Here is a 25,110-nt window from a genome sequence, read left to right as displayed (position 1 = left end):
CACATCGGTCAGAGGCGGTCGAAGGCGAGCAGGTGGTCGCCGGCGAAGGCGAGCAGCCAGCCGCCGCCCTTCGCGGTGGTGAAGTCGTCCGGCCGCCCGCTGAGCCGGGCCAGGGCGCCCGGGATCACCTTGCCCTGGCTGCACGCCGCGACCGGCGCTCCGGTGGCCGCCAGCGCGGCCAGGCGGGCGGCGGCGGCCAGCGCGCACTCGTCGGGTTGCTGGCCCGGGCGCGGCTCGTCCAGGTCGCCGTCGACCTCGATCGGCAGGTCGAGCAGGGCCGCCGCCGGGTCGAGGGTCTGTACGCAGCGGCGGGCCGAGGCCGACAGCAGGCGCACCGGGCGGGCCAGCGCCACCAGCGGGGCGAGCGCGTGGGCCTGCGCCCAGCCCTGCGCGTCGAGCGGCCGGGCGGTGTCCGGGCCGGACCAGGTGGCCCGCTTGCCGGCGTGGGCGTGCCGCACCAGCGTCACCGTCCCGGTGACCGTCGGCAGGGCGCCGAAGGCGGCCAGCACCTCGGCGTCGTGCGGATAGCTGACCAGCCGGATCGCCTCGTCCACGCCGAGCCAGCGCACGTCGTCGACCTCGGTGGCCGGTTGGAAGCCGCCGGTGGCCGCCGCCCGCATCGACCAGTAGTCGACCACCTTCGGCCGGCCCTCGCTGCGGTAGCGCACGGTGGGCAGCCGCACCTGCGGCACCGCCCGGACGTCGGCCTCCTCGGCCACCTCCCGAACGGCGGCGAGCAGCGGATGCTCACCGCGCTCCAGCTTGCCCTTGGGCAGTGACCAGTCGCCGTAGCGGGGCCGGTGCACCAGACAGACCAGCATCCCGCCGCGCGGCGCTCGGGCGTCCGCGTGCCCGTCGGCCGGCCCGGGGTCGTCGGCGGGGCGCCACACGACGCCGCCCGCCGCCCGGATCGGCGGCCGCGCGTCGCCCGCACCGGTCGACCATCCCCGACCGGGGCCCGCCGCGTCCCGCTCATCCAGCATCTCGTCAGCCTATGCGGGTACGGGTCAGCCCGCCGTGCCACCGACGCGACGCAGCAGCAACTCCTGGAGGTGCACCGGCGGCTCCTCGGCGGTGCCGGTACGCCGACTCCAGGTGCCGTCCGGCGCCAGCTCGAACGCGTCCACGTCCGGGCTCATCGCGGCGGTCAGCACGTGGTCCAGCTCGGCGCGGGCGACCGGGTCGCTCACCCGCACCAGCGCCTCGACCCGGCGGTCCAGGTTGCGGTGCATCAGGTCGGCCGAGCCCATCCAGAACTCGGCGTCGCCGTCGTTGCCGAACCGGAAGATCCGGGAGTGCTCCAGGAACCGGCCCAGGATCGAGCGGACCCGGATGTTCTCCGACAGGCCGGGCACCCCCGGTCGCAGCGTGCACATGCCCCGGATCACCAGGTCGACGTGGACGCCGGCGCGGGAGGCCCGGTAGAGCGCGTCGGTGATCTCCTCGTCGACCAGCGAGTTCACCTTGATCTGCACGAGCCCGGGCATGCCCAGCCGGACGTGTGCGATCTCCCGGTCGATCCGCTCGATCAGCCCGCGGCGGATGCCCTGCGGCGCCACCAGCAGCCGCCGGTACGCGGTCTGCCGGCTGTAGCCGGTGAGCACGTTGAACAGATCGGTCAGGTCGGCCCCGATCTCCGGGTCGGCGGTGAGCATGCCGAAGTCCTCGTAGAGCCGGGCGGTCTTCGGGTGGTAGTTGCCGGTGCCGATGTGGCAGTAGCGGCGGATCTGGTTGCCCTCCTGGCGTACCACCAGGGCGGTCTTGCAGTGCGTCTTGAGCCCGACCAGGCCGTAGACGACGTGGCAGCCGGCGCGCTCCAGCGTGCGCGCCCAGCCGATGTTGGCCACCTCGTCGAAGCGCGCCTTCACCTCGACCAGCACCACCACCTGCTTGCCGGCGGCCGCCGCGTCGACGAGCGCGTCCACGATCGGGGAGTCGCCGCTGGTGCGGTAGAGGGTCTGCTTGATGGCCAGCACGTCCGGGTCCGCGGCGGCCTGCTCGACGAAGCGCTGCACGCTGGTGGCGAACGAGTGGTAAGGGTGGTGGACCAGGATGTCGCCGTCGCGCAGGGTCGCGAAGACACTGCGCGGCACCTCGCCCTCGGTGAGCCGGGGGTGGGTGGCCGGCACGAACGGCGGATCCTTCAGGTCCGGCCGGTCGGCCTCGTCGTAGAGCTGCCAGAGCGCGGAGAGGTCGAGCAGGCCGGGCACCCGCAGCACCTCCTGGTCGTGCATGTCCAGCTCGCGGACGAGCAGCTCCAGCACGTGGTCGGAGATCGAGGCGGCCACCTCCAGCCGTACGGGCGGGCCGAACCGGCGCCGGGCCAGCTCCCGTTCCAGCGCCTGGAGCAGGTCCTCGTCGCGGTCCTCGTCCACCTCCACCTCGGCGTTGCGGGTGACCCGGAACAGGTGGCACTCGACCACCCGCATGCCGGAGAAGAGCTGCCCCAGGTGCACCGAGATCAGGTCCTCCACCGGCAGCATCCGCAGGCCCGGCAGGTCGCGGTACACCCGGACGAAGCGGGGCACGTTGTTCGGCACCTTCACCCGGGCGAAGAACTCCGAGCCGCCGTCGGGGTCGCGGACCGCCACCGCGAGGTTGAGCGACCGCCCGGAGATGTACGGGAAGGGGTGCGCCGGGTCCACCGCCAGCGGGGTCAGCACCGGGAAGATCTGCTCCCGGAAGTACGTGCGCAGCCGTTCCCGCTCCGGGTCGTCCAGGTCGGCCCAGCGCAGGATCCGGATGTCCTCGGCGGCCAGCTTCGGCAGCACCTCGTCGGTCAGGCAGGCCGAGTGCCGGGCCACCAGCGTCGCGGCCTTGGCGGCGACCAGCTCCAGCTGGGTGCGCAGCGGCATCCGGTCACCGCCGCGTACCGGCAGGCCGGCCTGGAGCCGACGCTTCAGGCCGGCGACGCGCACCATGTAGAACTCGTCCAGGTTGCTGGCGAAGATGGCCAGGAACTTGGCCCGCTCCAGCAACGGCGTGCCCGGGTCCTCGGCGAGCGCCAGCACCCGGGCGTTGAAGTCGAGCCAGGAGAGCTCCCGGTTGAGGAAGCGGTCCTCCGGCAGCGGCTCGGCCACGGGCGGCTCGTCGGTGAGGTCGGGCGCCGGTGCCTCGGCGGGCGGGCCGGGCACCGGGTCCAGCACCTCTTCCAGCCCGGCGGAGGCGGCCGCCCCGCCGGTCGGGGCCGCATCGGTCGTGGCGGCAGCCTCCCCGGGGGCGGAGGCGGGCGCGTCCGCCGGGGCCGCACCGGTGTGGAAACGGCCGTCGGCGCGGCGGGACCGGGCGCCGTTACGGGGCGCGGCAGGGTCGGGGTGCGGGCGGCTGGCGGGGCGCTTGCGAGGGGTGCTCACCTGCCCATAATCACCCGGATGCGGTTAACGTAAAACGAACTTCGGGTAGCCGCTCAGGCCATCGTCGGCAATGTCACCCGGACCACTTCGCCGGTGGCGTCGGTCTCGACGCGCAGCCGCTGGCCGAGGCGGAGCAGCCGCAGGCCGGAGGCGTCGAACGCCCGGGCCGGGAAGGCCAGCTCGGTGCCGTCGTCGAGGAGCAGCGTCCCGCTGCGGGTCGCCGCGTCGTAGGTGGCCACCGTGCCCTGCATGTCCCGCACGCTACACGCCCCTCAGACCGGGCAGCTTGCGGCGGCCAGCGCGGCCGTTCGGGGCCCCAGCCCGAGCCGGGCCGCCGCGGCCAGGTCGCCGGCGGTGTCCACGTCCCGGCGCAGGCTCGGCCAGTTCCCGGTGAGGGCGAGCGCCCCGCTCGCGGCGTGCGCGGCGGCCGAGCCGACCCCGAAGCGGGGATCCAGGGGCACGCCCGGCGGCGCGGCCAGCAGCACGGTGCCCGCACCGGGGGCGTCGGCCACGTACCCGCGTACGCCCCGGGGGACGGCCTGCGCCGCCCGCAGCGCCGCCGCCAGCTCGGCCGGACGCAGCGCGGGCAGATCGGCGGTGAGCCCGGCCACCCAGCCGCCGCCCGCGGCCGACGCGCCGTGCCGGAAGGCGGCGTTCAGCCCGGCGCCGGGGGTGTCGGGCAGCGCCCGGGCGCCCGCGCGCCGGGCGGTCTCGCCCACCCGGGCGTCGTCGGTGACGACCAGCACCCCGGCCACCGCCGGGCAGGCCAGCACCGCGGCGACCGTGTCGGCGGCCAGTGCCAGCGCCAGCTCCTCGTGCGGTACGGCCGGCAGCGCCCCCCGCAGCCGGCTCTTCGCGGCGGCGAGGCGCTTCACCGGGACCACCACGGTCCACCTCGGCTGACTCACACCGCCATCCTGCCAGCCGTACGGCGGTACCCTCTCTGGCCGGACCTGGGTCGAGCAGGCATGATTTCCGCTGCGGGCGTCACCGGGTGCGGATCCGGTGCGGGTCGGGGCGGGACGAGGAGGCGCAGGTGGCACGGCGGAGGCTGGGGTTCTGGCAATGGTTCGCCGTGGTGCTGGTCAAGCCGGTGATGACCGTCTGGACCCGGCGCACCTGGCGCGGCCTGGAACACCTGCGCCGCGACGGCGGGGTGATCATCGTGCCGAACCACATCTCGCACGCCGACCCGCTCGTCGCGGCCCACTTCGTCTACGAGGCCGGCCGTTGGCCGCAGTTCCTCGGCAAGGCCAGCGTGTTCCGGGTCCCGGTGATCGGCTGGATCCTGCACCGGTGCCGGCAGATCCCGGTCGAGCGCAACACCGTGGAGGCGGTGCGGTCGCTGGACCAGCTCGTCGCCGCGCTCGACCGGGGCGGCGCGGTGGTGATCTACCCGGAGGGCACCATCACCCGCGAACCGGAGCTGTGGCCGATGAAGGGCAAGACCGGTGCCGCCCGGCTCGCGCTCGCCACCGGGGCACCGGTGGTCCCGCTCGTCATGTGGGGCCCGGAGCGGATGTTCGACCCGCGCCGGTCCCGGTTGGACCCACGCCCCCGGATCCCGGTGACCGTGGTCGCCGGGCCCCCCGTCGACCTGGGCCGGTGGGCCGGGTCGACCCCGACGAAGGCCGTCCTCGAGGAGATGACCGACACCATCATGCTGCGCCTTCGTGACATGCTCACCGAGATCCGGGGCGGCACCCCGCCCCCACTGTGGGAACGCCCGGCCCGTCCCGCCGGCGAGCGGCGGCCGGAGGCGGCGGCGTGAGCGGGCACGTCGCGGTCCTCGGGGCCGGCTCCTGGGGCACCGCGTTCGCCAAGATCCTGGCCGACGCCGGCCGGGACGTCACCGTCTGGGCCCGCCGCCAGGCGGTCGCCGACACGATCCGCGCCGAGCGGCGCAACCCGGAGTACCTGCCGGACGTGCTGCTGCCGTCGCGGGTCACGGCGACGGGCGACGCCGCCGAGGCGATCACCGGGGCCGAGCAGGTGGTGCTGGCGGTGCCGTCGCAGACGCTGCGCGGCAACCTGGCCGAGTGGACCGCGCACCTGCGTCCGGACGCCACCCTGGTGTCGCTGATGAAGGGCATCGAGCTCGGCACCACCAAACGGATGAGCGAGGTGATCGTGGAGACCGCCGGGGTGGCGGCGGACCGGGTGGTGGTGGTCTCCGGCCCCAACCTGGCCCCGGAGATCGCCGCCGAGCAGCCGGCCGCCACCGTGGTCGCCTGCACCGACGCCGACCGGGCCACGCTGGTGCAGCGCTCGATCACCACGCCCTACTTCCGCCCGTACACCAACGACGACGTCATCGGCTGCGAGCTGGGTGGCGCGGTGAAGAACGTGATCGCCCTGGCGTACGGCATCGCCGTGGCGATGGGCTTCGGCGACAACACCCGGGCCATGCTCGTCACCCGGGGGTTGGCCGAGACGGCCCGGCTCGGGGTGGCCCTGGGCGCCGACCCGCTCACCTTCGCCGGCCTGGCCGGGATGGGTGACCTCGTCGCCTCCTGCTCGTCGCCGCTGGCCCGCAACCGCACCTTCGGCGAGCACCTGGGCCGGGGCGCGACCCTGGAGGAGGCCCGCGTCGCCACCCGGCAGACCGCCGAGGGCGTCAAGAGCGCGCTGGCCCTGCGGGACCTGGCCCGGGCGCACGCGGTGGAGATGCCGATCACCGAGCAGGTCGAGCTGGTCTGTCACGAGGGCATGGACCCGCGGCTCGCCGTCGAGGCACTGATGAGTCGCACCACCAAACCGGAGTGAGGGACATGACCGGACACCACGACGGCACCCGCTGCGTACGCGCCGGCCTTCCGGAGCCGGCTGCCGGCCAGCCGTTCCTGCCCGGGCCGGTGTTCGCCGCGCCGTACCACCTGGACCCGTGGGCGGGGCCGGCGGCGGCACCCGACGGCTACGGCCGGTCGGACAACCCCACCCGGCGGCTGCTGGAGGCGGCGGTCGGGGAGCTGGAGGGCGGCGACTGCCGGGTCTTCGCCAGCGGGCAGGCCGCGATCACCGGGTTGCTGCTGACGGTGCTCAGGCCGGGGGACACCGTGGTGCTCCCGTCGGACGGCTACTTCACCGTCCGGGCCTTCGCCGCCGACACGCTGGAGGGCATCGGCGTACGGGTGGTCCTCGCCCCGACCGCCGGCCCGCACCCGGCCTTCGACGGCGTACGCCTGGTGCTGCTGGAGACCCCGGCCAACCCCGGCCTGGACGTCGCCGACGTGGCGGCGCTGGCCGCCCGGGCACGCGCCGCCGGTGCCCTGGTCGCGGTCGACAACACCACGGCCACGCCGCTCGGGCAGCGTCCGCTGGACCTGGGCGCCGACGTCGTGGTGGCCTCCGGGACCAAGGCCCTGACCGGGCACTCCGACCTGCTGATCGGTTACGTCGCGACCCGCTCGGTCGAGCTGGCCGACGCGGTCACCGCCTGGCGGGACGCCACCGGGGCGGTGCCCGGCGCGTTCGACGCCTGGCTCGCGCACCGGTCGCTGGCGACCCTGGACCTGCGGCTGGCCCGGCAGACCGCGAACGCGCGGGCCCTCGCCGAACTGCTCGCGGGGCGCGACGACGTGACCGGGCTGCGCTGGCCGGGGCTGCCCGACGACCCGGCCCACCCGGTGGCGTCGGTCCAGATGCGACGCATCCCCGGGGTGCTCTGCTTCGACCTCGGCGACGCCGGCCGGGTGGCGCGGTTCCTGGACGCGGCCCGGCTGGTGGCGGCGGCCACCTCCTTCGGTGGTCTGCACACCACCGCGGACCGGCGGGCCCAGTGGGGCGACGACACCCCGCCCGGCTTCGTCCGGCTCTCCTGCGGGGTGGAGGACTCCGTCGACCTGGTCGCCGACGTGACCGCCGCGCTGGACGCCAGCCGCTGAGCGCTCCCGGAGGTTCCCCGTGACCGTCTCCTCATCCCGCCCCGACCGGGCCGCCCTCGTGCACCGGCTGCGCGCCGCCGGCTGCGTCTACGCCGAGGACGAGGCGGAACTGCTGATCGCCGCCGCCGACTCGGTCGAGGCGCTGGCCGGCCTGGTCGACCGCCGGGTCGCCGGGCTGCCGCTGGAGCACCTGCTCGGCTGGGCCGAGTTCTGCGGCGAACGGATCGCCGTCGACCCCGGCGTGTTCGTGCCGCGCGCGCGTACCGCCCTGTTGGTCGACGCCGCCGTCGCGGTGACCGGGCCGGCGGCGGCCGTGGTGGACCTGTGCTGCGGGTCCGGCGCCACCACGGTGGCGCTGGCCCGCCGGCTCGCGCCGCGCTGGCTGGCCGCCGCCGACCTCGACCCCGCCGCCGTGGCCTGCGCCCGGCGTAACCTCGCCCCGCTGGCCGTTCCGGTCTTCCAGGGCGACCTGTACGACCCGCTGCCGGTGCGCTGGCGGGGCCGGCTGGACCTGGTGCTGGCCAACGCCCCGTACGTGCCGACGGCGGCGGTGGCGCTGATGCCGCCGGAGGCTCGGCTGCACGAGGCGCCGGTGGCTCTCGACGGCGGGCCGGACGGGCTGGCGGTGCTGCGCCGCGTCGCCGAGGGCGCGGCGCGTTGGCTGGCCCCGGGCGGGCACCTGGTGGTGGAGGCGGGGGAGACGCAGGTGGACGCGCTCCACGTGGCGCTGACCGCCGTGGGCCTGCATCCCACGGTGATCCGTGACGACGAGCGGGACGCCACCGCCGTCACCGCCCGCCGCCCGGGCTGACCTGCGGCCCGTCGCGGGCGCCCGACCGGCCGGCGTGCCCGCGTCGTGGCGCTGTCGAGCTGCCCCGTCGGTGGGACCGCTGGCGGGCGCTGCCTGGCGGGGCCGGGGGCGGGGCACTAGCCTCAGGTCAGGGGTGGCGGCGGGAGGCGGTTTGTCGTGGGCGGTGCGGACGTGCCGGTGGTCGTCGGGCTGGACAACGGAGGCACCAGCAACAACGCCACGGTGCTCACCCTGGACGGTCGCTTCCTGGTGGACGGCCTGGTGGAGAACCCGAGCGAGGTACGCGCCGGCCCGGCGGCGGCGATCGAGGCGCTGGCCCGCGCGTTCGACGGGGTGCTGGCGCTGACCGGGGTGCCCCGCGCAGCGGTGCGCGCGGTCGGGCTGGACACGCCGGGGCCGGCGAGCGCCACCGGGGTGATCTCGTCCCGTGGGTCGACCAACTTCTCCCAGCCCGCCTGGCGCGGCTACGACGTGCGGACCGCGCTGGAGCGGCGGCTCGGGCTGCCGGTGCTCTACCACAACGACGGCAACGCCGCCGCGCTCTACGCCCACCACGCGTACTTCGGCGCCGAGGCGATGCGCCGCTCGTCGGTGTCGGCCATCGTCGGCACGGGGCTGGGCGGCGGTGTGGTCGAGGCGGGCCGGGTGGTCGCCGGCGCGGCGGGCATGGCCGGCGAACTGGGGCACGTGCACATCCCGCTGACCGGGCTGCTGGCGCCGGAGCAGCCGGTGCCCACGTGCGCCTGCGGCTTCGCGGGGGACGCCGAGAGCGTGGCGTCGCTGACCGCCATCGGGCGGAACCTGTTGCCGTACTGGCTGGGTCGGTTTCCCGACCATCCGCTGGCCGCCGAGCCGCCGGAGCGGGCCGCCAAGCTGGTCCGCGGCTACGGGGAGCGCGGCGACGCGCTGGCCCGCGAGGTGTTCACCCAGCAGGCGATGGCGCTGGGTCGGCTCTTCACCGTCGCGGCCAACTTCACCGATCCGCACGCGTACTTCGTCGGGGGCGGGGTGGTGGAGGCGGCACCGGAGTTCCGCGACTGGTTCCTCGCCACCGTACGCGAGCACACGGTGCTGCGGGAGGAGCAGGCCGCGTCGGCGATCTTCGCCCTGGTGCCCGAGCGGGACATGGCCGGCGCCCGGGGGGTGGCCATCGCGGCGCTCGAGGCGCTGCGTGCGGGCCCCGCGCCCCGCCCGGTCGTCGCGGGCTGACCCGCCTGCTCCCCGCTTTCCCCTGCCGGCCGCTGAGCACCTCGTCGAGCCCGGCGGGCTGACCCGCCTGCTTCCCGCTTTCCCCCTTGGGCTGATCCGCCTGCTTCCCCGCCCTGCCCTCCGGTGGGCTGATCCGCCCACTTCCGCCGGGCGACGGCCCCACCGGCTCCCATCGGTGGGACCGTCGCCGGCGGGGCACCGGCGCGACGTGGTCAGCGGGCGCGCCGGCGCCTCCGGAGGGGGGGTCAGTGTCCGGGCGGCGCCCCGACGAAGGCGGCCCAGGCGGCCGGCGGGAAGAGCAGGGCGGGGCCGGCCGGGTCCTTGGAGTCGCGGACGGCGACCGTCGCCGGGAGCACCGCCATCTCCACGCACGCTCCCTCGTCGCCGCTGCGGCTGCTCTTGCGCCACCGCGCCGCGGCGAGCGCCGCGCTGATCGTCGGTGTCATGGTCCTACCGTCCCTTCAGGAGTTGGAGGAGCTGGTCGCGGCTGTCCGCCGGGCTGAGCGCGACGGTCCGCAGGTGCTCCATGATCTTGGTGCAGGTGCGCAGGTCGCCCGGCCGGTCGAGGACCATCTGCCCGGCCACCGTCTCCACCGAGGCGATGATCGGGTCCTCCGGATCTGCGAACTCCAGGATGTGCAGCGAGCCCCGGGTGCCCCGGTGGTAGCCGGCGGCCAGCGGGATCACCTGGACGGTGATGTTGGGCAGCTCGCCCATCTTGACCAGGTGGTGCAGCTGCGCCTCCATCACCGACCGGTCGCCGACGGGCCGCAGCAGCGCGCCCTCGTCGATGATCGCGTCCAGGATCGGTGGCTGGTCGCTGATCAGCCGCTGCTGCCGGTCCAGCCGGAACTGGACCCGCTGCTCCACCTCGTCGTCGCCGAGGGTGTGCGGGCCGCCCCGCATCACGCCCCGGATGTAGTCGGCGGTCTGCAACAGCCCCGGCACCACCGACGGCTCGAAGTTGGCGATCCCGGTCGCCTCGGCCTCCAGCGCGATGAAGTCGATGGTGCGCCGGTCGAGCAGGTACGAGTACGACACCCACCAGCCGGGTTTGCGGGCGTCCTTGGCGAGCTGCACGGCGGCGGCGACCTCGTCCGCGCCGACGCCGTAGAGGGTGAGCAGGGCGCGCACGGTGGCGGGGCTGACCAGCGTCTGCGCGTTCTCGTAGCGCGACAGGGTGCTGCGGGTGCTGCTGATCTCGTCCGCCGCCGCCTCCAGCGTGAGGCCGGCGGCTTCCCGGTGGGTACGCAGCGCGATGCCCAGTCGCCGGGCACGGGCGGTCTTGGGAGCCATGCATCGATCGTCGCACATCTTCACGGGAAGGTGTAGATGAGAGGACGCCGATGAGAGTTGCATTCATGCCTGTGGACATGTCAGTCTGTCATCGCGTCCTCACCGCCGGTTGTCGTGGCGACGGTGGTGGTGAGTGACCGGAGGGGATGGGGCGCGCGGCGATCGGGTTTCTCCCCCGTACCCGATCGCCGCGTGCCACGCCCCGTTGGCCCGCCCGCCCGCCGGAAGGGATTCGACGTGCGTACTGCTCGACAGGCCCGCGCCGACCGCGCCGGCGGGCACCGATGACGCGGTTCCTGGTGGTGCTCACCGACGTACGGCCGGCCGAGGGCGCCGGCCGCGACGAACGCAACTGCCCCGAGCGGCGCCGTCAGGTGGTCGGGGCGAGCAGCCGGGAGGCGGCCGACCGGATCGCGGGCGCGTTCATGGCGCTGGGCATGGTGCGGGCCGGCCGGCAGCGGGTCAAGGTGATCGCCATCGGCCGGCGGCACGCGCGCGGCTGACGCCGCCGGGCGCGGTGCGGTCGCCGGAGGCGGCCCCGCCGGGTGGGAGGGCCGCCCGGCAGGTGGCCCGGCCCGGCGGGAGGCGCGGCCCGGCGCCCCGCCGGGCCGTCCGGCGTCACAGCATCCGGCGCTGCTTCAGGTAGGCCACCAGATCGTCGTAGACGCCGCCCTCGTTGGCGAACATCGCCACGTTGCGGGCGGTGGCCATCCACGGCTTCGTCGACGGCCGCACCTCCCTGACCGCCCGCTCCAGGTCCCGGTGCTCGATCATCCGCACCTCGCCGGTGCGTACCGAGTCGGCCATCGCGAACTCGGCGGCCGTCTCGCAGAGGTGGGCCAGGTCCGCGCCCGAGTAGTCCTCGGTGGCCGCGACGATCTTCCGCAGGTCGATCCCCGCGATCGGCCGCTCCCGCAGGTGGTACTCCAGGATGGACCGGCGTGCCTCGGCGTCGGGCGGCAGCACCAGCACCACCCGGTCGAGCCGCCCGGGTCGGCGCAGCGCCGGGTCGACGTCCCACGGGGTGTTGGTGGCGGCCAGCACGAAGACGCCCTCGTTGCTGCCCTCCATCCCGTCCAGCTCCGCCAGCAGTTGGTTGCCCAGTGTCCGCATGGAGCTGGACCCGACCTGCGAGCGCTTGTGCCCCAGCGCGTCGACCTCGTCGAGGAATAGCACGCACGGCGCGTTGCGGCGGGCCGCCTGGAACAGCTCGTGCAGGTTGCGCTCCGAGTTGCCCATCCACATGTCCAGCACGTCCACGATGGACAGTGAGATGAACTTCGCGCCCATCTCCCCGGCGACCGCCCGGGCCAGGAACGTCTTGCCGCAGCCGGGCGGACCGTAGAGCATCAGGCCGCCACGCAGGCTCTTGCCGTACATCCTGCGCAGCTCCGGATTGCGCAGCGGGCCGAGGAACGCCAGCTCCAACCGTTCCTTGACCGCCGACATGCCGCCCACGTCGGCCAGCCGGATGCCGGAGGCCTCCACGTCGTACACCCGGTCGGCGTCGCCGGTGACCGGCTCCGGCTCGTCGCCGGCGCGGGCGAAGCGCGGCGGCACGACGTCGGCCAGCTCCCGCTCGTAGGCCGCCAGGGGATCGTGGTCGGCGGTCGCGGCGGCGTCGCCGGGACCGGCCGGCGCCGGGCGCTGCGCCGGCGGTCGTGGGCCTGCCGGGGGTGGCGGCGGTACGGAGCCGCCCAGCGCCCGCTGCATCAACGCCTGCGCCTGGGCGCTGCCCGGCTCCCGGGCGAGGGCCTGCCCGACCTGCGCGATCGCCTCCCCGGCCCGGCCGGCGTCCAGCAGCAGCGCGGCGAGGTGCAGCCGCAGCGGCAGGTCGTCGGGGCGCGCGTCCAGGGCCGCCGACAGGGACTCGATCAGGGGATCAGCGCTCATAGGACGTGCAGCGTAGTGGGCACTTGGCGCCGTCATCGCCCCGGATTCCGGTTCGGGCCGGCCGGGCCACGACGGCCGGTGCAGTCGTACGGGTGATTACGCAACGTATATCCTTTGTTGACCGATTGCCGCCAGCCTCCGGTCGTCGCCGGGTATGGGCATCCGGCCCCCACCACGCACAGTAAGGTCAACCGGGTGAGCGCCACGACCGGAGCAGTCGCGTACGAAGAGGTGAGGCAGTGAGCACCCCAGGCAGGACCCGCGTGGCGATCGTGTTCGGCGGACGCAGCCCGGAGCACGGCATCTCCTGCGTCAGCGCCGGCAGCGTCCTCGGCGCCCTCGACCCGGACGAGTTCGAGGTGGTGCCGGTGGGCATCACCCGGGCCGGCCAATGGGTGCTGACCAGCGGCGACCCCGGCCAGTTGGCGATCGACGCGCGCCGGCTGCCGGAGATCACCGCCGCGTCCGGCACCGACATCGTGATGCGGGCTGACCCGACCGGCAACGGGCTCATGGTGCTCGACCCCGCCGAGGGACCCCGGGCGCTCGCCGACGTCCACGTGGTCTTCCCGGTGCTGCACGGCGCCTACGGCGAGGACGGCACCATCCAGGGCATGCTGGAGATGGCCGGCATCCCGTACGTCGGGGCGAACGTCTTCGCCTCCGCCGCCGCCATGGACAAGGAGTTCACCAAGAAGCTCTGCGCCGCCGAGGGCATCCCGGTGGGCCCGTACGCGGTGCTGCGCAACGGGATGACGCTCAGCGAGGCGGACAAGGAACGGCTCGGCCTGCCGGTCTTCGTGAAGCCGTCCCGGGCCGGTTCGTCGTTCGGCATCAGCAAGGTCGACGACTGGGCGGACCTGGACGCGGCGGTCGCCACCGCCCGCCAGATCGACCCGAAGGTGCTGATCGAGGGCGCGGTCGTCGGTCGGGAGATCGAGTGCGGCGTGCTGGAGGGCGAGGCCGGCGGCGCGCCGGAGGCGTCCGTGCTCGCCGAGGTCCGGGTGGTCGGGGACTACGACTTCTACGACTTCGAGGCGAAGTACATCGACTCCGAGTCCGCCTGCGAGTACGACATCCCCGCCGGCCTGCCGGAGCGGGTGACCCGCCAGGTCCAGGAGTACGCCGTCCGCGCCTTCACCGCGCTCGACTGCGCCGGGCTGGCCCGGGTCGACTTCTTCGTCACCCCGGAGCTGGACGTCTACCTCAACGAGATCAACACGATGCCGGGCTTCACCCCGACGTCGATGTTCCCCCGGATGTGGGCGGCGTCCGGGCTGGAGTACCCGAAGCTGGTCAACCGCCTCATCCGCACCGCGATGCACCGCGGCGTGGGCCTGCACTGACGGGGCCAGTGTGTAAGGAAGGGGCCCTTCCTAACGCCTGGTGTATAGGAAGGGCCCCTTCCTTACACACCTGCCTGCCCGTGCGGCAGGTTGGGCGGGGGCGGGCGGGAGGGTTCGGTCAGTTCCGGCAGCCGCTCGGGGAGTCGCCGCCGGAGGGCACCGAGGCCACGATGGTGTCCGAGACGGGAGCGACCCACTGCAACGCCTGCCCGTAGGAACGTGGCACGCGGACCGTCACGGGGGTCTCCCGGTCGAGCGTGGTGAGCACGGTGGCGTCGGCCTGCTCGGTGGCGTACCAGCAGACCCGGTTGACCGTCCAGACGTCGTCCGTCTCGCCGACGGCCGGCTCCGCGCCGCCGCAGGCGACGGTGAGCGCCGGGTCGCCGTACGCGGCGTTCTGCTCGGGGCCGGCGGTGACGGGGCGCTGCGGAAGGTCGTTGACCGTGGACGGCAACTGGGAGAGCAGGGCCCGGCAGACCGTGGCGGGCCGCTCGGCCAGCGCCGGCGCGGCCATCTCGACCGGGGCGGTGGAGCGCGGGCCGGCGGTGGTGGCGCTGGGCGTGGCGGCCGGCTCGGCCCGCTCGTCGGGGGAGAGTTGGCTGAACGCGAGCGCACCCACCAGCACGGTGACCGGCAGCGCGATCAGTGTGGCGACCAGCGCGGCGCCACGGGTCGTCCGGTCGCGGGCCGGCCGCTCGGGGCTCGTCTCGGCCGGTTCGGCCACCTCGTCCGGCTGGGCGGAATCGGTCATGGGGGAGTCAGCGATCTTGTCCACTTACAGGCGCACCACCGAACACGTGAGGGTGCGGGTGATGCCGGGCACCATCTGCACCTTGCTGACGATGAGTTTGCCGAGCTCGTCGACGGTGTTCGCCTCGGTGAGCACGACCACGTCGTACGGCCCGGTGACGGCGTCGACGCGGACCACGCCGGCAAGGTCCGAGATGAGACCGGCCACGTCACGCGCCCGGCCGACCTCGGTCTGGATGAGGATGTACGCCTGTACCACGACTCGACCTCCGTCCGTCGCCGCCTGCGGAGCGGCTCGAAGGGAGAAAGTACCTTACGGACCAGGTCTGATCCCTATCGGTGGTCAAGGAGAAGCGGTGAGCGAGCGCGGCGGAGGGCCGGCATGAGTGTCGCGGGAGTCGGCGAGTTCGGCCTGATCGACCGGGTGACCGCCCGGTTGTCGTACGGATCGACCGTGCTGCTCGGTCCCGGGGACGACGCGGCGGTGGTGGCCGCCCCGGACGCCCGGGTCGTGGCCTCGACCGACGTGCTGGTGGAGGGGCGGCACTTCCGGCGGGACTGGTCCGGCGCGCGTGACGTCGGCCACCGGGCGGCGGCGGCCAACCTGGCCGACATCGCCGCGATGGGGGCGCAGCCGACCGCGTTACTGGTCGCCCTCTGCATGCCGCCGGAGCTGGAGACCGGTTGGGCCGAGGAGCTCGCCGACGGGCTGGCCGCCGAGGCGGCGAAGGTCGGGGCGAGCGTGGTGGGCGGGGACATGTCGGCCAGCCCGACGTTGACCGTCGCGGTCACCGCCCTCGGCGACCTGGGCGGCCGGCCGCCGGTGACGCGCTCCGGCGCGCGGCCCGGGGACGTGCTGGCCCTGGCGGGCCGCACCGGCCACGCGGCGGCCGGGCTGACCGTGCTCTCCCGGGGCTTCCGCACGCCCCGGCTGCTGGTGGCGGCGTACCGGCGGCCCGAGGTGCCCTACCCGGCGGGACCGCACGCCGCCCGGCTCGGCGCCACCGCCATGATCGACGTGTCGGACGGGCTGCTCGCCGACCTCGGGCACGTGGCGAAGGCCAGCGGGGTCGCCGTGGACGTACGCCGGGACGCCTTCGAGGTGCCCGGGCAGATGCGCGACACCGCCCAGGCGCTCGGCGTCGATCCGTACTCCTGGCTCCTGACCGGGGGCGACGACCACGCGCTGGCCGCGACCTTCCCGTCGGCGGTGGCGCTGCCGCCCGACTGGCGGCCGATCGGGCGGGTCGCGGCGGGCTCGGGTGTCACGGTCGACGGGCGGCCGTACGACGGACCCGCAGGCTGGGACCACTTTCGGTAAGGGCCGATCATCGTCGTACCCTTTACCCGTGAGTGAGATCGAGATTCGGGCCGAGCGCTTCGACTCGCCGGTGGCGCAGCGGCTGATCCGGGCCGCCCTGGCCGACCTCGGCGCCCGGTACGGCGGCAGCGGCGACGAGACCCCGGTCGACCCGGGCGAGTTCGAGCCGCCCTCCGGGGCCTTTCTCGTCGCCCACCTCGGTGGCGAGCCGGTCGGCTGTGGCGGTTGGCGCAGCCACGGTGACGAGGGTGACACCGCCGAGCTGAAGCGGATGTACACCGTGCCGGCGGCCCGGGGCCGGGGCGTGGCCCGGGCGGTGCTGGCGGCGGTGGAGCGCTCGGCGCGCGAGCACGGGCGCAAGCGGATCGTCCTGGAGTGCGGCGACAAGCAGCCCGAGGCCGTCGCCATGTACACGGCGGCCGGCTACGAGCGGATCCCGAACTTCGGCTACTACCGGGACGCCCCGGGCTGCATCTCCTTCGCCCGCACGCTCTGAGGCGTCCCCTGCCGGTGGCCCGTCGCCGGCTCCCGGCTCCGGGGGCCCGGACGCGCCGCGCGGGCGCCGGGCACCCGTCGCCGGGCGGCGAAGAACCACGGGAACGGGCCGGCGGACCACGGGAACGGGCCGGCGGGCACGACAAAGCCGGCGGACCGTGACGGCCCGCCGGCGATGGCGAGTGCGGAGGGTGGGGCCTACCGCGTCAGGCGCGGGTGACCTTGCCAGCCTTGATGCAGGAGGTGCAGACCTTCAACTTCTTGGTGTTGCCGCCACCGGCCGGGGTACGCACCGACTGGATGTTCGGGTTCCAGCGGCGGTTGGTCCGCCGGTGCGAGTGGGACACGTTGTGGCCGAAGCCCGGTCCCTTGCCACAGACGTCGCACACGCTAGCCACGGGATACTCCTGGGATTGATACGTTCATGAGGTCGCCGCCAGGCGCAGCCCGGGCAACCTGGCCAGGTTACCCGATGCACCGGGGCCCGACCAACCGGCCCCGGCCGCCGGCCAGGGACGGCCCTCGGGCGCGAGGCGGTCCGACCGTACCGTCCCTCCCGTCGTGCGCCGCGCGCGGGCGGACCGGCGGCCTGTCCCCGGCGTCGCCGCGCGCGGTGGGTGGACGGCCGGACACGCCGCGGGAGTCCCGTCGACCCCGGCGCGTGTCGGTGCGCGCCAGTAGGCTTCTGGCCGTGCTGGACACCCTCGACGCCGCCGCGGTCCGCCGTTGGTGCGCAGGCGGGCTGGTCGCGCTCAGGCGCCACCAGGGCGAGATCGACGACCTCAACGTCTACCCGGTGCCCGACGGCGACACCGGCACCAACATGGTGCTCACCCTCACCTCCGCCCAGCAGGCGCTCGCGATGGACCTCGGCACCCTCCCGGAGGACGGGCCGACCGCGCACGGGCACGCGTTGCGCCTGATGGCCCGGGGCGCGCTGCTGGGCGCGCGGGGCAACTCGGGGGTGATCCTGTCGCAGATCCTGCGTGGCTTCGCCGACGCCGTGGCCGCCGTGCCCGCCGTGCGGGGGCGCGAGCTGGCCGCCGCCCTGCGCGACGGCACCGCCGCCGCCTACGCCGCCGTCGCCCGCCCGGTCGAGGGCACGCTGCTCAGCGTCGTCGCCGCGGCGGCGCACGCCGCCGAGCGGGCCGACAGCGCCGACCTGTGCGCGGTCGCCCGGGCGGCGGCGGGCGGGGCGGCGCACGCGTTGGCGCGCACCCCCGAGCAGCTCCCCGCGCTGGCCCGGGCGGGCGTCGTGGACGCCGGCGGCCGGGGCCTGTGCCTGCTGCTCGACGCCCTGGTCGAGGTCGTGACCGGCGAGCGCCCCGAGCGGCCCGCGCCCGCGCCGCGCCCGGTCCGTGCGCCGGCCGCCGCCGTCCGCGAGACCGGTTCCGAGGAGTACGCGTACGAGGTGCAGTACCTGCTCGACGCCGGGCCGGAGGAGGTGGCCCGGCTGCGCGCCGAGCTGGCCGCCCTGGGCGACTCGCTGGTGGTCGTCGGCGACGGGAACGCCGGTACGGGCACCTGGAACGTGCACGTGCACGTCAACGACGTGGGCGCGGCGATCGAGGCGGGCGTGGTGGCGGGCCGGCCGCACCGGATCTCGGTGACCCGCTTCGCCGACCAGGCCGCACCGGTGTCGCCCCCCGTCGCCGCGGACGGGCGGGCCGCCGTGGTGGTGGCCGCGGGCGCGGGCATCGCCGGGCTGTTCGCCGGCGAGGGCGCGGCGGTGGTGCCCGGCAACCCGTCGATCGGCGAACTGGTGGAGGCGATCCGCGCCACGGGGGCGGCCCGCGTGGTGGTGCTGCCCAACGATCCCGACACGCAGGCGGTGGCGAGCGCCGCCGCCCGGGAGGCGCACACGCTCGGCATCAAGGTCAGCGTGGTGCCGACCCGGTCGCCGGTGCAGGCACTGGCCGCCCTGGCGGTACGCGACCCGGGGCGGCGCTTCTCCGACGACGTGATCGCGATGGCCGAGGCGGCCGGGGCCTGCCGCTACGCCGAGGTCTGCTACGCCCGCCGCGAGGCGCTGACCGTCGCCGGCCCGTGCCGCCCCGGCGACGTGCTGGCGCTGGTCGAGGGGGAGGTGCACCTGATCGGGTCCGATCTGACCGACACCTGCGCCGCCGTGGTCGACCGGATGCTCGGCGGCGGCGGCGAGCTGGTGACGCTGCTCGCCGGGGCGGACGCCCCCGCCGGGCTGGCCGACGCCGTCCGCGAGCACGTCGGGCGGCGCTGGCCGTTCGTCGAGGTGCAGGCGTACCCGGGCGGGCAGCCGCACTATCCGCTCCTGGTGGGGGTCGAATGACGTCCGAGCAGTCCACGATGGACACGCCGCTGAGGAAGCTGGTCGGGGAGAAGACCGCGAAGGCCCTCGCCGGGCACCTCGACCTGCACACCGCCGGCGACCTGATCTACCACTTCCCGCGCCGCTACGACGAGCGCGGCGAGCACACCGACATCCGTACGCTCGACGTCGGTGAGCAGGTCACCGTGCTGGCCCAGGTGCAGCGCACCGCCGTACGCCCGATGCGCCAGCGCCGGGGCAACCTGCTGGAGGTGACGGTCGGCGACGGCACCGGCGGCACCCTCACCCTGACCTTCTTCGGCAACCAGGCCTGGCGCGAGCGCGAGCTGCGTCCCGGCCGGTGGGGGCTCTTCGCCGGCAAGGTCACCGAGTTCCGCGGCAGGCGGCAGCTCAACGGCCCGGAGTACGTCCTGCTCGGCGAGGGCGGCGACGGCGAGGCGGCGGCCAACGAGGAGATCGAGGAGTTCGCGGGCGCGCTGATCCCGGTCTACCCGGCCGCCGCGGCGGTGCCCACCTGGGTGATCGCCCGCTGCGTCCGGGTGGTGCTGGACACCTTCACCCCGCCGGAGGATCCGCTGCCCGTGACCCTGCGGGCCACCCGCAACCTGGGTGGCATCGGCACGGCGCTGCGCGAGATCCACCGGCCGTCCAGCAAGGAGGCGCTCTACCGGGCCCGGCACCGGCTCAAGTGGGACGAGGCGTTCGCCGTGCAGCTCACCCTGGTGCAGCGCAAGCACCGGGCCGCCGCGTGGCCGGCCCGGCCGCGTCCGGCGAGGCCCGGCGGCCTGCTCGACGCCTTCGACGCCCGGCTGCCCTACGAGCTGACGCCCGGGCAGCGCGACGTGGGGGTGGAGATCGCGGCGGACCTGGCCACGGCCCACCCGATGCACCGGCTGCTCCAGGGCGAGGTCGGCTCCGGCAAGACGGTCGTCGCGCTGCGCGCGATGCTCCAGGTGGTCGACGCGGGCGGGCAGGCCGCGCTGCTGGCCCCGACCGAGGTGCTCGCCGCGCAGCACCACCGGGGCATCCTCGACCTGCTGGGGCCGCTCGGGCGGGCCGGGGAGCTGGGTGCGGCCGACGACGCCACCAGGGTCGAGCTGGTCACCGGCTCGTTGGGCGCGGCGGCCCGCCGGCGTGCGCTGGCGGAGGTCGCCAGCGGCGCCGCCGGCATCGTGCTCGGCACCCACGCCCTGCTCTACGAGGGCGTCGACTTCGCCGACCTGGGCCTGGTGGTGGTCGACGAGCAGCACCGGTTCGGCGTCGAGCAGCGCGACGCGCTGCGCGCCAAGGCCGAGCAGCCGCCGCACGTGCTGGTGATGACGGCCACCCCGATCCCGCGCACGGTGGCGATGACCGTCTACGGCGACCTGGAGACCTCCACCCTGTCCCAACTGCCGCAGGGCCGATCGCCGATCGCCTCGCACGTGGTCCCGGCCGCCGAGAAACCGGCCTTCCTGGACCGGGCCTGGCGCCGGGTGCGCGAGGAGGTGGCCGCCGGCCACCAGGCGTACGTCGTCTGCCCCCGCATCGGCGACGGCCCGGCGAGCGAGGAGGAGCCGCCCCCGGAGGACGACAACGGGCGTCGGCCGCCGATGGCGGTCGCCGAGGTGGCGCCGCTGCTCGCCGAGGGGCCGCTGCACGGCCTGCGTATCGGCGTGCTGCACGGCCGGCTGCCGACCGACGAGAAGGACGCGGTGATGCGCTCCTTCGCCGCCGGCGACCTCGACGTGCTGGTCGCCACGACCGTGGTCGAGGTCGGCGTCAACGTGCCGAACGCGACCGTGATGATCGTGCTCGACGCCGACCGGTTCGGCGTCTCCCAGCTGCACCAGCTGCGCGGCCGGGTCGGTCGGGGTTCCGCCCCGGGGCTCTGCCTGCTGGTCAGCGAGGCGCTGGAGGGCACGCCCGCGCGGGAGCGGCTCGACGCGGTGGCCTCCACCACCGACGGGTTCAAGCTCGCCGAGCTGGATCTGGAGCAGCGCCGGGAGGGCGACGTGCTGGGCGCGACCCAGTCGGGGCGCCGTTCGCACCTGCGGTTGCTCTCGTTGCTGCGTGACGCCGACCTGATCCGCGACGCCCGGGCCGAGGCGATGGCCCTGGTCGAGGAGGACCCGGAGCTGGCCCGCCATCCGGCGCTGGCCGCCTCGGTGGCCGCCCTGGTCGACGAGGAACGCGCCGAATACCTGGAGAAGGGCTGACCCGGGCCGCCCCCGCCACCCCGGAAACGGGGTGAGGGCGCGCCGACCGTACGGTCGACGCGCCCTCGAAGGGTCAGCCCGGTTCGGCTCAGGCGGTGAAGCGCACCCGACGCCGGCGGGCGACGACGAACAGCACCGCGCCCACGGCGAGCAGGGCCGCCGCGCCGGCGGCGATGCCGCCGGCCGCCGCGCCGGTGACCGGGAGGCCGCCGCCCTGGCCGCCGTCGTCGCAGCCGCCTTCGGGGGCGGTCCACGCGATCGGCTTCTCCGACTCGAGGTCACCGGTGACGACCACGCTGAGGCCCTCGGCGGCGGGGAACGTCACGGTCTTCGTGCTGCCCGGCGCGAAGGTCACGGTCTTCGGCTCCCCGGTGCTGGGAGTGAAGGTCGAGGTGAGGCTGATGCCGTCCTTCGGGTTGGCCACCGTGAGGCTCAGCTCGTCACAGGTGGCGTCGTAGGAGGTCTCCGGCTCGCCGACCTCCGGCTGCTGGCAGTCCTCGGGCTGCTTCCAGCCGCCCTTCCAGGCGTCCATGCCGTCGGCGGCCACGGCGATCTCCTTGGCCTGCGCGGCGGTCAGCTCGACGGTCTCGAACTTGCCGGCCGCCACGGTCACCTTCTCGGCGAACTCGCCGCTGCCGGTGACGGCGAAGACCGCCGCCACGTTGCCCCGGTTGACCAGGGTGAGCCGCGCGGTGCCGGCGCAGTCGTAGGTGACCTCGACGGCGGGCTCGGCCACGCAGGTGCCCTTGCCGCCGTTGTACCAGGCGGCCGGGCCCTCGGAGCGGGCGCCGATGCCGGACGGGCTGCCGACCTTGCGGTTGTCGTAGCGCTTGCCGCCCTCGACCAGCGGGTCGATGACCTCGCTGCCGAAGACGAAGTCGACCTGCGTGAAGCAGGTCGGCACGGCGACCTTGAACTCCAGCTTGGCGACGGTGCCGATCCCGCCGTCCGGCACCGGGGCGAACGCCTTGACCGACTTGTCGAACAGGTACTGCGGCACGGCGAACTTCGCCGACGGCGCCACGTAGGACACCAGGGCGAAGTCCTGCTTCTCGCCCTCGCAGAGCGGGCCGTTGGTCAGCGTGATCGACGCCTCGCCCTTCGGCCCGTCGAACGTGTGCGTGTAGCGCGCGTCGGCCGCGCTGACGCAGGTCGGCTCCTGGGGGGTGGACGACCGGGTCGGCTGGGGGGTGGGGGCGGAGGTGGTCGCGCTCGCCGAGGCCGAGGGCGACGGGTTGGTGGCGATCGCCGGCGACGAGACCGCGAACGCCGTGACGAGACCGGCCAGGGCGGCGGCTGCCACGGTGAGCGGTCGCCGCGGCGACAGCGGGGGACGGATCACGCGTACTCCCGGGTGTGAAGAAGCGTCGGAGGAGCGGCGCGGGAGACGCGATCGGGCGGCTCCACCGAGCGCGCGCGGCGATGCGGGCGTCCCCTCGTGCCGTCGGACCGGCGGGTCGCCCGCCGGCACCGGCAGACCCTAGCGAGACGACCGCGCGCGGCACAGCGCACAGCGCAGACCGTGAAAGTTGTTATGAATTTGAGATCATCGATATACGCAGGGTGGTCGTCCGGGTCGGTCGGAGGCACGTACCGTGTCGGCGCCGGCCGCCCGCGCGTCGCGTAGCGTCGTGCCCATGAGCAGGAGGAGACGGTGACCCGGATCGTGGCCGGCGCTCTCGGCGGGCGCCGGATCGCCGCGCCGCCCGGCGCGGGCACCCGGCCCACCTCGGACCGGGTCCGCGAGGCGCTGTTCAGCGCAGTGCAGGCCGAGGTCGACCTGGCCGGCGCCCGCTTCGCCGACCTCTACGCCGGCTCCGGCGCGGTCGGTCTGGAGGCCCTCTCCCGGGGGGCCGCGCACGTGCTGCTGGTGGAGTCCGACCCCCGGGCCGCCCGGGTGATCCGCGAGAACGTGGCGGCGCTGCGCGCCGGCCCGGCCGCCCGGCTGGTCACCGGCAGGGTCGCCACGGTGCTGGCGGCCGGCCCGGGCGGCGACCCGTACGACGTGGTCTTCGCCGATCCGCCCTACGCGGTGCCGGACGCGGAGATCACCGCGATGCTCGCCGCGCTGGCCGACGGTGGCTGGCTGGCCCCGGACGCCCTGGTGGTGGTGGAGCGGTCCAGCCGCACCGGCCCGGTCGGGTGGGTGGAGGGCGTCACCGGCGAGCGCAGCCGACGCTACGGCGAGACGACCCTTTGGTACGGTCGCCGATCATGAGACGTGCGGTGTGTCCCGGCTCGTTCGATCCGGTCACCAACGGGCACCTCGACATCGTCGGCCGGGCGAGCCGGCTGTTCGACGAGGTGATCGTGGGCGTGCTGGTCAACCAGTCGAAGAGCGGCCTGTTCACCGTCGAGGAGCGGATCGACATGCTCCGCGAGGTGACCGCCTCCTACGACAACGTCCGGGTCGAGTCGTTCCGCGGCCTGCTGGTCGACTTCTGCCGGGCGCAGCAGGCGAGCGTGCTGATCAAGGGCCTGCGGGCGGTCAGCGACTTCGACTACGAGTTGCAGATGGCGCAGATGAACATCGGCCTGGCCGGCGTCGAGACCCTGTTCATGCCGACCAACCCGCTCTACTCGTTCCTTTCCTCGAGCCTCATCAAGGACGTGGCGAAGTGGGGCGGCGACATCTCCGCCCACGTGCCCGACCGGGTCCGCGAGGAACTGAGCGCCCGCCTCGTCCCGCCGCCGGGCGACTGACCGCCGGCGTCACCACACCCCGCCGGACCCGTGCCGGCGGGGATCGCGCCGTGGCGTACCGCGACGCGCCGGGCCGGGGGGAGCGGCGCGGTGTGGTCGGGGCGCGACATGATGTGTGGAGCGGGAAACCGGCCGTAGCCCGCATCATGTAGGTCGGCCCGACGAACGACAGGAGTGAGGTACCGGTGGACCCGCTCGATCGCATCGACGAACTGATCGCCATGGTGGAGCAGGCCCGCTCCGTCCCGATGTCGCGCAACAACTGCATGGTCGACCGGGGCGAGTTCATCGCGGTCCTCGACGATCTGCGCGCCGAACTCCCCGCCGACCTGCGCCGGGCCGCCGCGCTGCTGGAGGAGCGGGACAAGATCATGGAGGCCGGCAAGCGCGAGGCCGACCGGATCATCAGCGAGGGTGAGGCGGAACACGCCCGGCTGGTCTCGGTGAACGAGATCACGGTCTCCGCCGAGCACGAGGGCGCGCGGATCATCGCGGAGGCCCGCGCCGAGGCGCAGCGCCTGCGCGAGGAGGTCGACGACTACGTCGACACCGCGCTGGCCAACTTCGAGCAGTTCCTCACCCGGGCGCTGGCCTCGATAGAGCGCGGCCGGGACAAGATGCACGCGCTGCGCGAGATCGGCACCTTCGGTGGGGAGGAGGCGGAACGCCCGCTACCCTTCTGAGCGGCACCTCACCAGCCGACAGACGGGGCGGGCGTCGCCCCCGGTTCGACGGTCCGGCGGTCGTCCAGGTAACCTCCTTTGTCGGCCTCTCACCGGCCGGAGTCTGACTATGCCCAAACACACGCCTTCGACACTCAACCCCAGGTCGCCGCTGGTCCTCGACACGAGGGAGCTGCCGCGCCGGCCTGGTGTGTTGCGTACGGTCAAGCGGGTGGTGCCGGCACCGGCGGACCTCGGCGGCGAGATGATCGCCGTGCCGGAGGGCGCGGACCTCGACCTCGACCTGAGGTTGGAGTCGGTGTCCGAGGGCGTGCTCGTCTCGGGGACCGTCAGCGGTCCCGTCCGGGGCGAGTGCGGTCGCTGCCTACGCGAGATCGACGACTCGCTGGCCGTGCGGATCCAGGAGCTGTACGCGTACGAGAACAGCACCACGGACACCACGACCGACGAGGACGAGGTGGGCCGGATGCAGGGCGATCTGATCGACCTGGAGCCGGTGCTGCGGGACGCGGTGGTACTCACACTGCCGACCAACCCGCTCTGCCGGGAGGACTGCCCAGGCCTGTGCCCCGACTGCGGGGTGCACTGGGACGATCTGCCGGCCGACCACAGTCACGAGCAGATCGACCCGCGTTGGGCGGGCCTGTCGCAACTGAACCGTAAAGAGGAGTAGGAACCGTGGCCGTCCCCAAGCGCAAGATGTCGCGCAGCAACACCCGCGCCCGCCGGGCGAACTGGAAGGCGACCGTGGTCGCGACCGTGGCCTGCCCCCAGTGCAAGTCGGCGAAGCTGCCGCACGCCGCCTGCTCCGTCTGCGGCACCTACAACGGCCGCCAGGTTCTCGAGGTCTGACCTGGACG

Annotated in this window: 27 protein-coding genes; 16 read left to right on the top strand and 11 right to left on the bottom strand. The window is 74.6% G+C overall.

Going from position 1 to position 25,110, the window contains the following annotated elements; all coding sequences use genetic code 11:
* Nucleotides 1-8 precede the first annotated feature (8 nt).
* Genes KBX06_RS19300 through cofC form a run of 4 tightly spaced genes read right to left on the bottom strand, consistent with a single transcriptional unit; the run spans nucleotide 9 to nucleotide 4,261 of the window.
* The gene (locus KBX06_RS19300; RefSeq protein ID WP_210836973.1) at nucleotides 9-983 is read right to left on the bottom strand and encodes an NUDIX hydrolase; all 975 of its coding nucleotides are present in this window, start codon (nucleotides 981-983) and stop codon (nucleotides 9-11) included.
* Between the two features lie 24 nt (nucleotides 984-1,007).
* Complete coding sequence (locus KBX06_RS19295; protein WP_210836972.1) at nucleotides 1,008-3,353, bottom strand: RNA degradosome polyphosphate kinase; 2,346 nt, start codon at nucleotides 3,351-3,353, stop codon at nucleotides 1,008-1,010.
* Nucleotides 3,354-3,406: 53 nt separating this feature from the next.
* On the bottom strand, nucleotides 3,407-3,604 hold the full coding sequence (locus KBX06_RS19290) for a cold-shock protein (RefSeq protein ID WP_210836971.1): 198 nt from the start codon (nucleotides 3,602-3,604) through the stop codon (nucleotides 3,407-3,409).
* A gap of 21 nt (nucleotides 3,605-3,625) precedes the next feature.
* Nucleotides 3,626-4,261, bottom strand: coding sequence for a 2-phospho-L-lactate guanylyltransferase (gene cofC, locus KBX06_RS19285; protein ID WP_210836970.1), 636 nt, complete (start codon nucleotides 4,259-4,261; stop codon nucleotides 3,626-3,628).
* A gap of 128 nt (nucleotides 4,262-4,389) precedes the next feature.
* Here cofC and KBX06_RS19280 point away from each other — a divergent pair, with 128 nt between their 5' ends.
* From KBX06_RS19280 to KBX06_RS19260, 5 genes are all read left to right on the top strand, one after another.
* Entirely contained in the window at nucleotides 4,390-5,124 is a 735-nt protein-coding gene (locus KBX06_RS19280; RefSeq protein ID WP_210836969.1) for a 1-acyl-sn-glycerol-3-phosphate acyltransferase, read from the top strand.
* A complete protein-coding gene (locus tag KBX06_RS19275) occupies nucleotides 5,121-6,119 on the top strand; it encodes an NAD(P)H-dependent glycerol-3-phosphate dehydrogenase (RefSeq protein ID WP_210836960.1) in 999 nt (332 codons plus the stop codon). The genes KBX06_RS19280 and KBX06_RS19275 overlap by 4 nt, the downstream gene beginning before the upstream one ends.
* Nucleotides 6,120-6,124: 5 nt before the next feature.
* Nucleotides 6,125-7,237 carry a cystathionine gamma-lyase gene (locus tag KBX06_RS19270; RefSeq protein ID WP_247686217.1) on the top strand — a complete coding sequence of 371 codons (1,113 nt, stop codon included), beginning with the start codon at nucleotides 6,125-6,127 and terminating at the stop codon, nucleotides 7,235-7,237.
* 19 nt (nucleotides 7,238-7,256) lie between these two features.
* Nucleotides 7,257-8,048: a putative protein N(5)-glutamine methyltransferase gene (locus KBX06_RS19265; RefSeq protein ID WP_210836957.1), complete on the top strand. Its 792-nt coding sequence runs from the start codon at nucleotides 7,257-7,259 to the stop codon at nucleotides 8,046-8,048.
* A gap of 156 nt (nucleotides 8,049-8,204) precedes the next feature.
* Nucleotides 8,205-9,257: an ROK family protein gene (locus tag KBX06_RS19260; RefSeq protein WP_210836950.1), complete on the top strand. Its 1,053-nt coding sequence runs from the start codon at nucleotides 8,205-8,207 to the stop codon at nucleotides 9,255-9,257.
* A gap of 245 nt (nucleotides 9,258-9,502) precedes the next feature.
* On the opposite strand, the gene KBX06_RS19255 is transcribed toward KBX06_RS19260, so the two are convergent.
* Nucleotides 9,503-9,703 carry a DUF397 domain-containing protein gene (locus KBX06_RS19255; RefSeq protein WP_210836948.1) on the bottom strand — a complete coding sequence of 67 codons (201 nt, stop codon included), beginning with the start codon at nucleotides 9,701-9,703 and terminating at the stop codon, nucleotides 9,503-9,505.
* A gap of 4 nt (nucleotides 9,704-9,707) precedes the next feature.
* Nucleotides 9,708-10,553 carry a helix-turn-helix transcriptional regulator gene (locus KBX06_RS19250; RefSeq protein ID WP_210836941.1) on the bottom strand — a complete coding sequence of 282 codons (846 nt, stop codon included), beginning with the start codon at nucleotides 10,551-10,553 and terminating at the stop codon, nucleotides 9,708-9,710.
* Between the two features lie 284 nt (nucleotides 10,554-10,837).
* Between KBX06_RS19250 and KBX06_RS19245 the strand changes: the two genes are divergently transcribed.
* The gene (locus tag KBX06_RS19245) at nucleotides 10,838-11,056 is read left to right on the top strand and encodes a hypothetical protein (RefSeq protein ID WP_121396133.1); all 219 of its coding nucleotides are present in this window, start codon (nucleotides 10,838-10,840) and stop codon (nucleotides 11,054-11,056) included.
* Between the two features lie 115 nt (nucleotides 11,057-11,171).
* Here the strand turns inward: KBX06_RS19245 and KBX06_RS19240 are convergent, their stop codons facing one another.
* Nucleotides 11,172-12,446: a 26S protease regulatory subunit gene (locus tag KBX06_RS19240; protein WP_210836939.1), complete on the bottom strand. Its 1,275-nt coding sequence runs from the start codon at nucleotides 12,444-12,446 to the stop codon at nucleotides 11,172-11,174.
* 239 nt (nucleotides 12,447-12,685) lie between these two features.
* Here KBX06_RS19240 and KBX06_RS19235 point away from each other — a divergent pair, with 239 nt between their 5' ends.
* The gene (locus tag KBX06_RS19235) at nucleotides 12,686-13,792 is read left to right on the top strand and encodes a D-alanine--D-alanine ligase family protein (RefSeq protein WP_210836937.1); all 1,107 of its coding nucleotides are present in this window, start codon (nucleotides 12,686-12,688) and stop codon (nucleotides 13,790-13,792) included.
* Between the two features lie 118 nt (nucleotides 13,793-13,910).
* Here KBX06_RS19235 and KBX06_RS19230 read toward each other — a convergent pair whose 3' ends face one another.
* Nucleotides 13,911-14,567: a DUF3515 family protein gene (locus KBX06_RS19230; protein WP_210836929.1), complete on the bottom strand. Its 657-nt coding sequence runs from the start codon at nucleotides 14,565-14,567 to the stop codon at nucleotides 13,911-13,913.
* Complete coding sequence (locus tag KBX06_RS19225; protein WP_089001579.1) at nucleotides 14,568-14,801, bottom strand: Lrp/AsnC ligand binding domain-containing protein; 234 nt, start codon at nucleotides 14,799-14,801, stop codon at nucleotides 14,568-14,570.
* 123 nt (nucleotides 14,802-14,924) lie between these two features.
* Between KBX06_RS19225 and KBX06_RS19220 the strand changes: the two genes are divergently transcribed.
* Together KBX06_RS19220 and KBX06_RS19215 are read left to right on the top strand one after the other, a co-directional pair.
* A complete protein-coding gene (locus tag KBX06_RS19220) occupies nucleotides 14,925-15,863 on the top strand; it encodes a thiamine-phosphate kinase (RefSeq protein ID WP_210836927.1) in 939 nt (312 codons plus the stop codon).
* Between the two features lie 28 nt (nucleotides 15,864-15,891).
* Nucleotides 15,892-16,359 (top strand): GNAT family N-acetyltransferase, encoded by a 468-nt coding sequence (locus KBX06_RS19215; RefSeq protein WP_210836925.1) that lies wholly within the window; start codon nucleotides 15,892-15,894, stop codon nucleotides 16,357-16,359.
* A 205-nt stretch (nucleotides 16,360-16,564) separates the two neighbouring features.
* Here KBX06_RS19215 and rpmB read toward each other — a convergent pair whose 3' ends face one another.
* Entirely contained in the window at nucleotides 16,565-16,756 is a 192-nt protein-coding gene (rpmB, locus tag KBX06_RS19210; RefSeq protein ID WP_011905179.1) for a 50S ribosomal protein L28, read from the bottom strand.
* A 293-nt stretch (nucleotides 16,757-17,049) separates the two neighbouring features.
* On the opposite strand from rpmB, the gene KBX06_RS19205 reads away from it, so the two are divergent.
* Entirely contained in the window at nucleotides 17,050-18,666 is a 1,617-nt protein-coding gene (locus KBX06_RS19205) for a DAK2 domain-containing protein (RefSeq protein WP_210836923.1), read from the top strand.
* Nucleotides 18,663-20,864, top strand: a complete 2,202-nt coding sequence (gene recG, locus KBX06_RS19200; RefSeq protein WP_210836921.1) for an ATP-dependent DNA helicase RecG — start codon at nucleotides 18,663-18,665, stop codon at nucleotides 20,862-20,864. Before KBX06_RS19205 ends, recG begins: the two co-directional genes overlap by 4 nt.
* Before the next feature lie 88 nt (nucleotides 20,865-20,952).
* On the opposite strand, the gene KBX06_RS19195 is transcribed toward recG, so the two are convergent.
* Entirely contained in the window at nucleotides 20,953-22,206 is a 1,254-nt protein-coding gene (locus KBX06_RS19195; protein WP_210836919.1) for a hypothetical protein, read from the bottom strand.
* Nucleotides 22,207-22,518: 312 nt separating this feature from the next.
* On the opposite strand from KBX06_RS19195, the gene rsmD reads away from it, so the two are divergent.
* The 5 genes from rsmD (at nucleotide 22,519) to rpmF (ending at nucleotide 25,102) form a co-directional block, all read left to right on the top strand.
* Nucleotides 22,519-23,082 carry a 16S rRNA (guanine(966)-N(2))-methyltransferase RsmD gene (gene rsmD, locus KBX06_RS19190; protein WP_210836917.1) on the top strand — a complete coding sequence of 188 codons (564 nt, stop codon included), beginning with the start codon at nucleotides 22,519-22,521 and terminating at the stop codon, nucleotides 23,080-23,082.
* Nucleotides 23,079-23,567, top strand: coding sequence for a pantetheine-phosphate adenylyltransferase (gene coaD, locus KBX06_RS19185; RefSeq protein ID WP_210836915.1), 489 nt, complete (start codon nucleotides 23,079-23,081; stop codon nucleotides 23,565-23,567). The genes rsmD and coaD overlap by 4 nt, the downstream gene beginning before the upstream one ends.
* 185 nt (nucleotides 23,568-23,752) lie before the next feature.
* Complete coding sequence (locus tag KBX06_RS19180; RefSeq protein ID WP_210836913.1) at nucleotides 23,753-24,250, top strand: hypothetical protein; 498 nt, start codon at nucleotides 23,753-23,755, stop codon at nucleotides 24,248-24,250.
* 109 nt (nucleotides 24,251-24,359) lie between these two features.
* Nucleotides 24,360-24,923, top strand: a complete 564-nt coding sequence (locus KBX06_RS19175; RefSeq protein WP_210836912.1) for a DUF177 domain-containing protein — start codon at nucleotides 24,360-24,362, stop codon at nucleotides 24,921-24,923.
* Nucleotides 24,924-24,928: 5 nt separating this feature from the next.
* Nucleotides 24,929-25,102: a 50S ribosomal protein L32 gene (gene rpmF / locus KBX06_RS19170; RefSeq protein WP_018786309.1), complete on the top strand. Its 174-nt coding sequence runs from the start codon at nucleotides 24,929-24,931 to the stop codon at nucleotides 25,100-25,102.
* Nucleotides 25,103-25,110 lie beyond the last annotated feature (8 nt).

The sequence above is a fragment of the Micromonospora sp. C31 genome, assembly GCF_018070575.1.
In the GTDB taxonomy this organism is placed as follows: domain Bacteria; phylum Actinomycetota; class Actinomycetes; order Mycobacteriales; family Micromonosporaceae; genus Micromonospora.
The sequence above is the reverse complement of the archived record's forward strand: the minus strand, read 5'-3'. Positions and strand labels throughout refer to the sequence as shown.

Coding starts and splice junctions, on each gene's coding strand:
- KBX06_RS19240 (WP_210836939.1), bottom strand. CDS start 12,446: ATGAGCGCTGATCCCCTGATCGAGTCCCTGTCGGCGGCCCTGGACGCG.
- KBX06_RS19300 (WP_210836973.1), bottom strand. CDS start 983: ATGCTGGATGAGCGGGACGCGGCGGGCCCCGGTCGGGGATGGTCGACC.
- coaD (WP_210836915.1), top strand. CDS start 23,079: ATGAGACGTGCGGTGTGTCCCGGCTCGTTCGATCCGGTCACCAACGGG.
- recG (WP_210836921.1), top strand. CDS start 18,663: ATGACGTCCGAGCAGTCCACGATGGACACGCCGCTGAGGAAGCTGGTC.
- KBX06_RS19270 (WP_247686217.1), top strand. CDS start 6,125: ATGACCGGACACCACGACGGCACCCGCTGCGTACGCGCCGGCCTTCCG.
- KBX06_RS19220 (WP_210836927.1), top strand. CDS start 14,925: ATGAGTGTCGCGGGAGTCGGCGAGTTCGGCCTGATCGACCGGGTGACC.
- KBX06_RS19175 (WP_210836912.1), top strand. CDS start 24,360: ATGCCCAAACACACGCCTTCGACACTCAACCCCAGGTCGCCGCTGGTC.
- KBX06_RS19245 (WP_121396133.1), top strand. CDS start 10,838: ATGACGCGGTTCCTGGTGGTGCTCACCGACGTACGGCCGGCCGAGGGC.
- KBX06_RS19290 (WP_210836971.1), bottom strand. CDS start 3,604: ATGCAGGGCACGGTGGCCACCTACGACGCGGCGACCCGCAGCGGGACG.
- KBX06_RS19255 (WP_210836948.1), bottom strand. CDS start 9,703: ATGACACCGACGATCAGCGCGGCGCTCGCCGCGGCGCGGTGGCGCAAG.
- KBX06_RS19250 (WP_210836941.1), bottom strand. CDS start 10,553: ATGGCTCCCAAGACCGCCCGTGCCCGGCGACTGGGCATCGCGCTGCGT.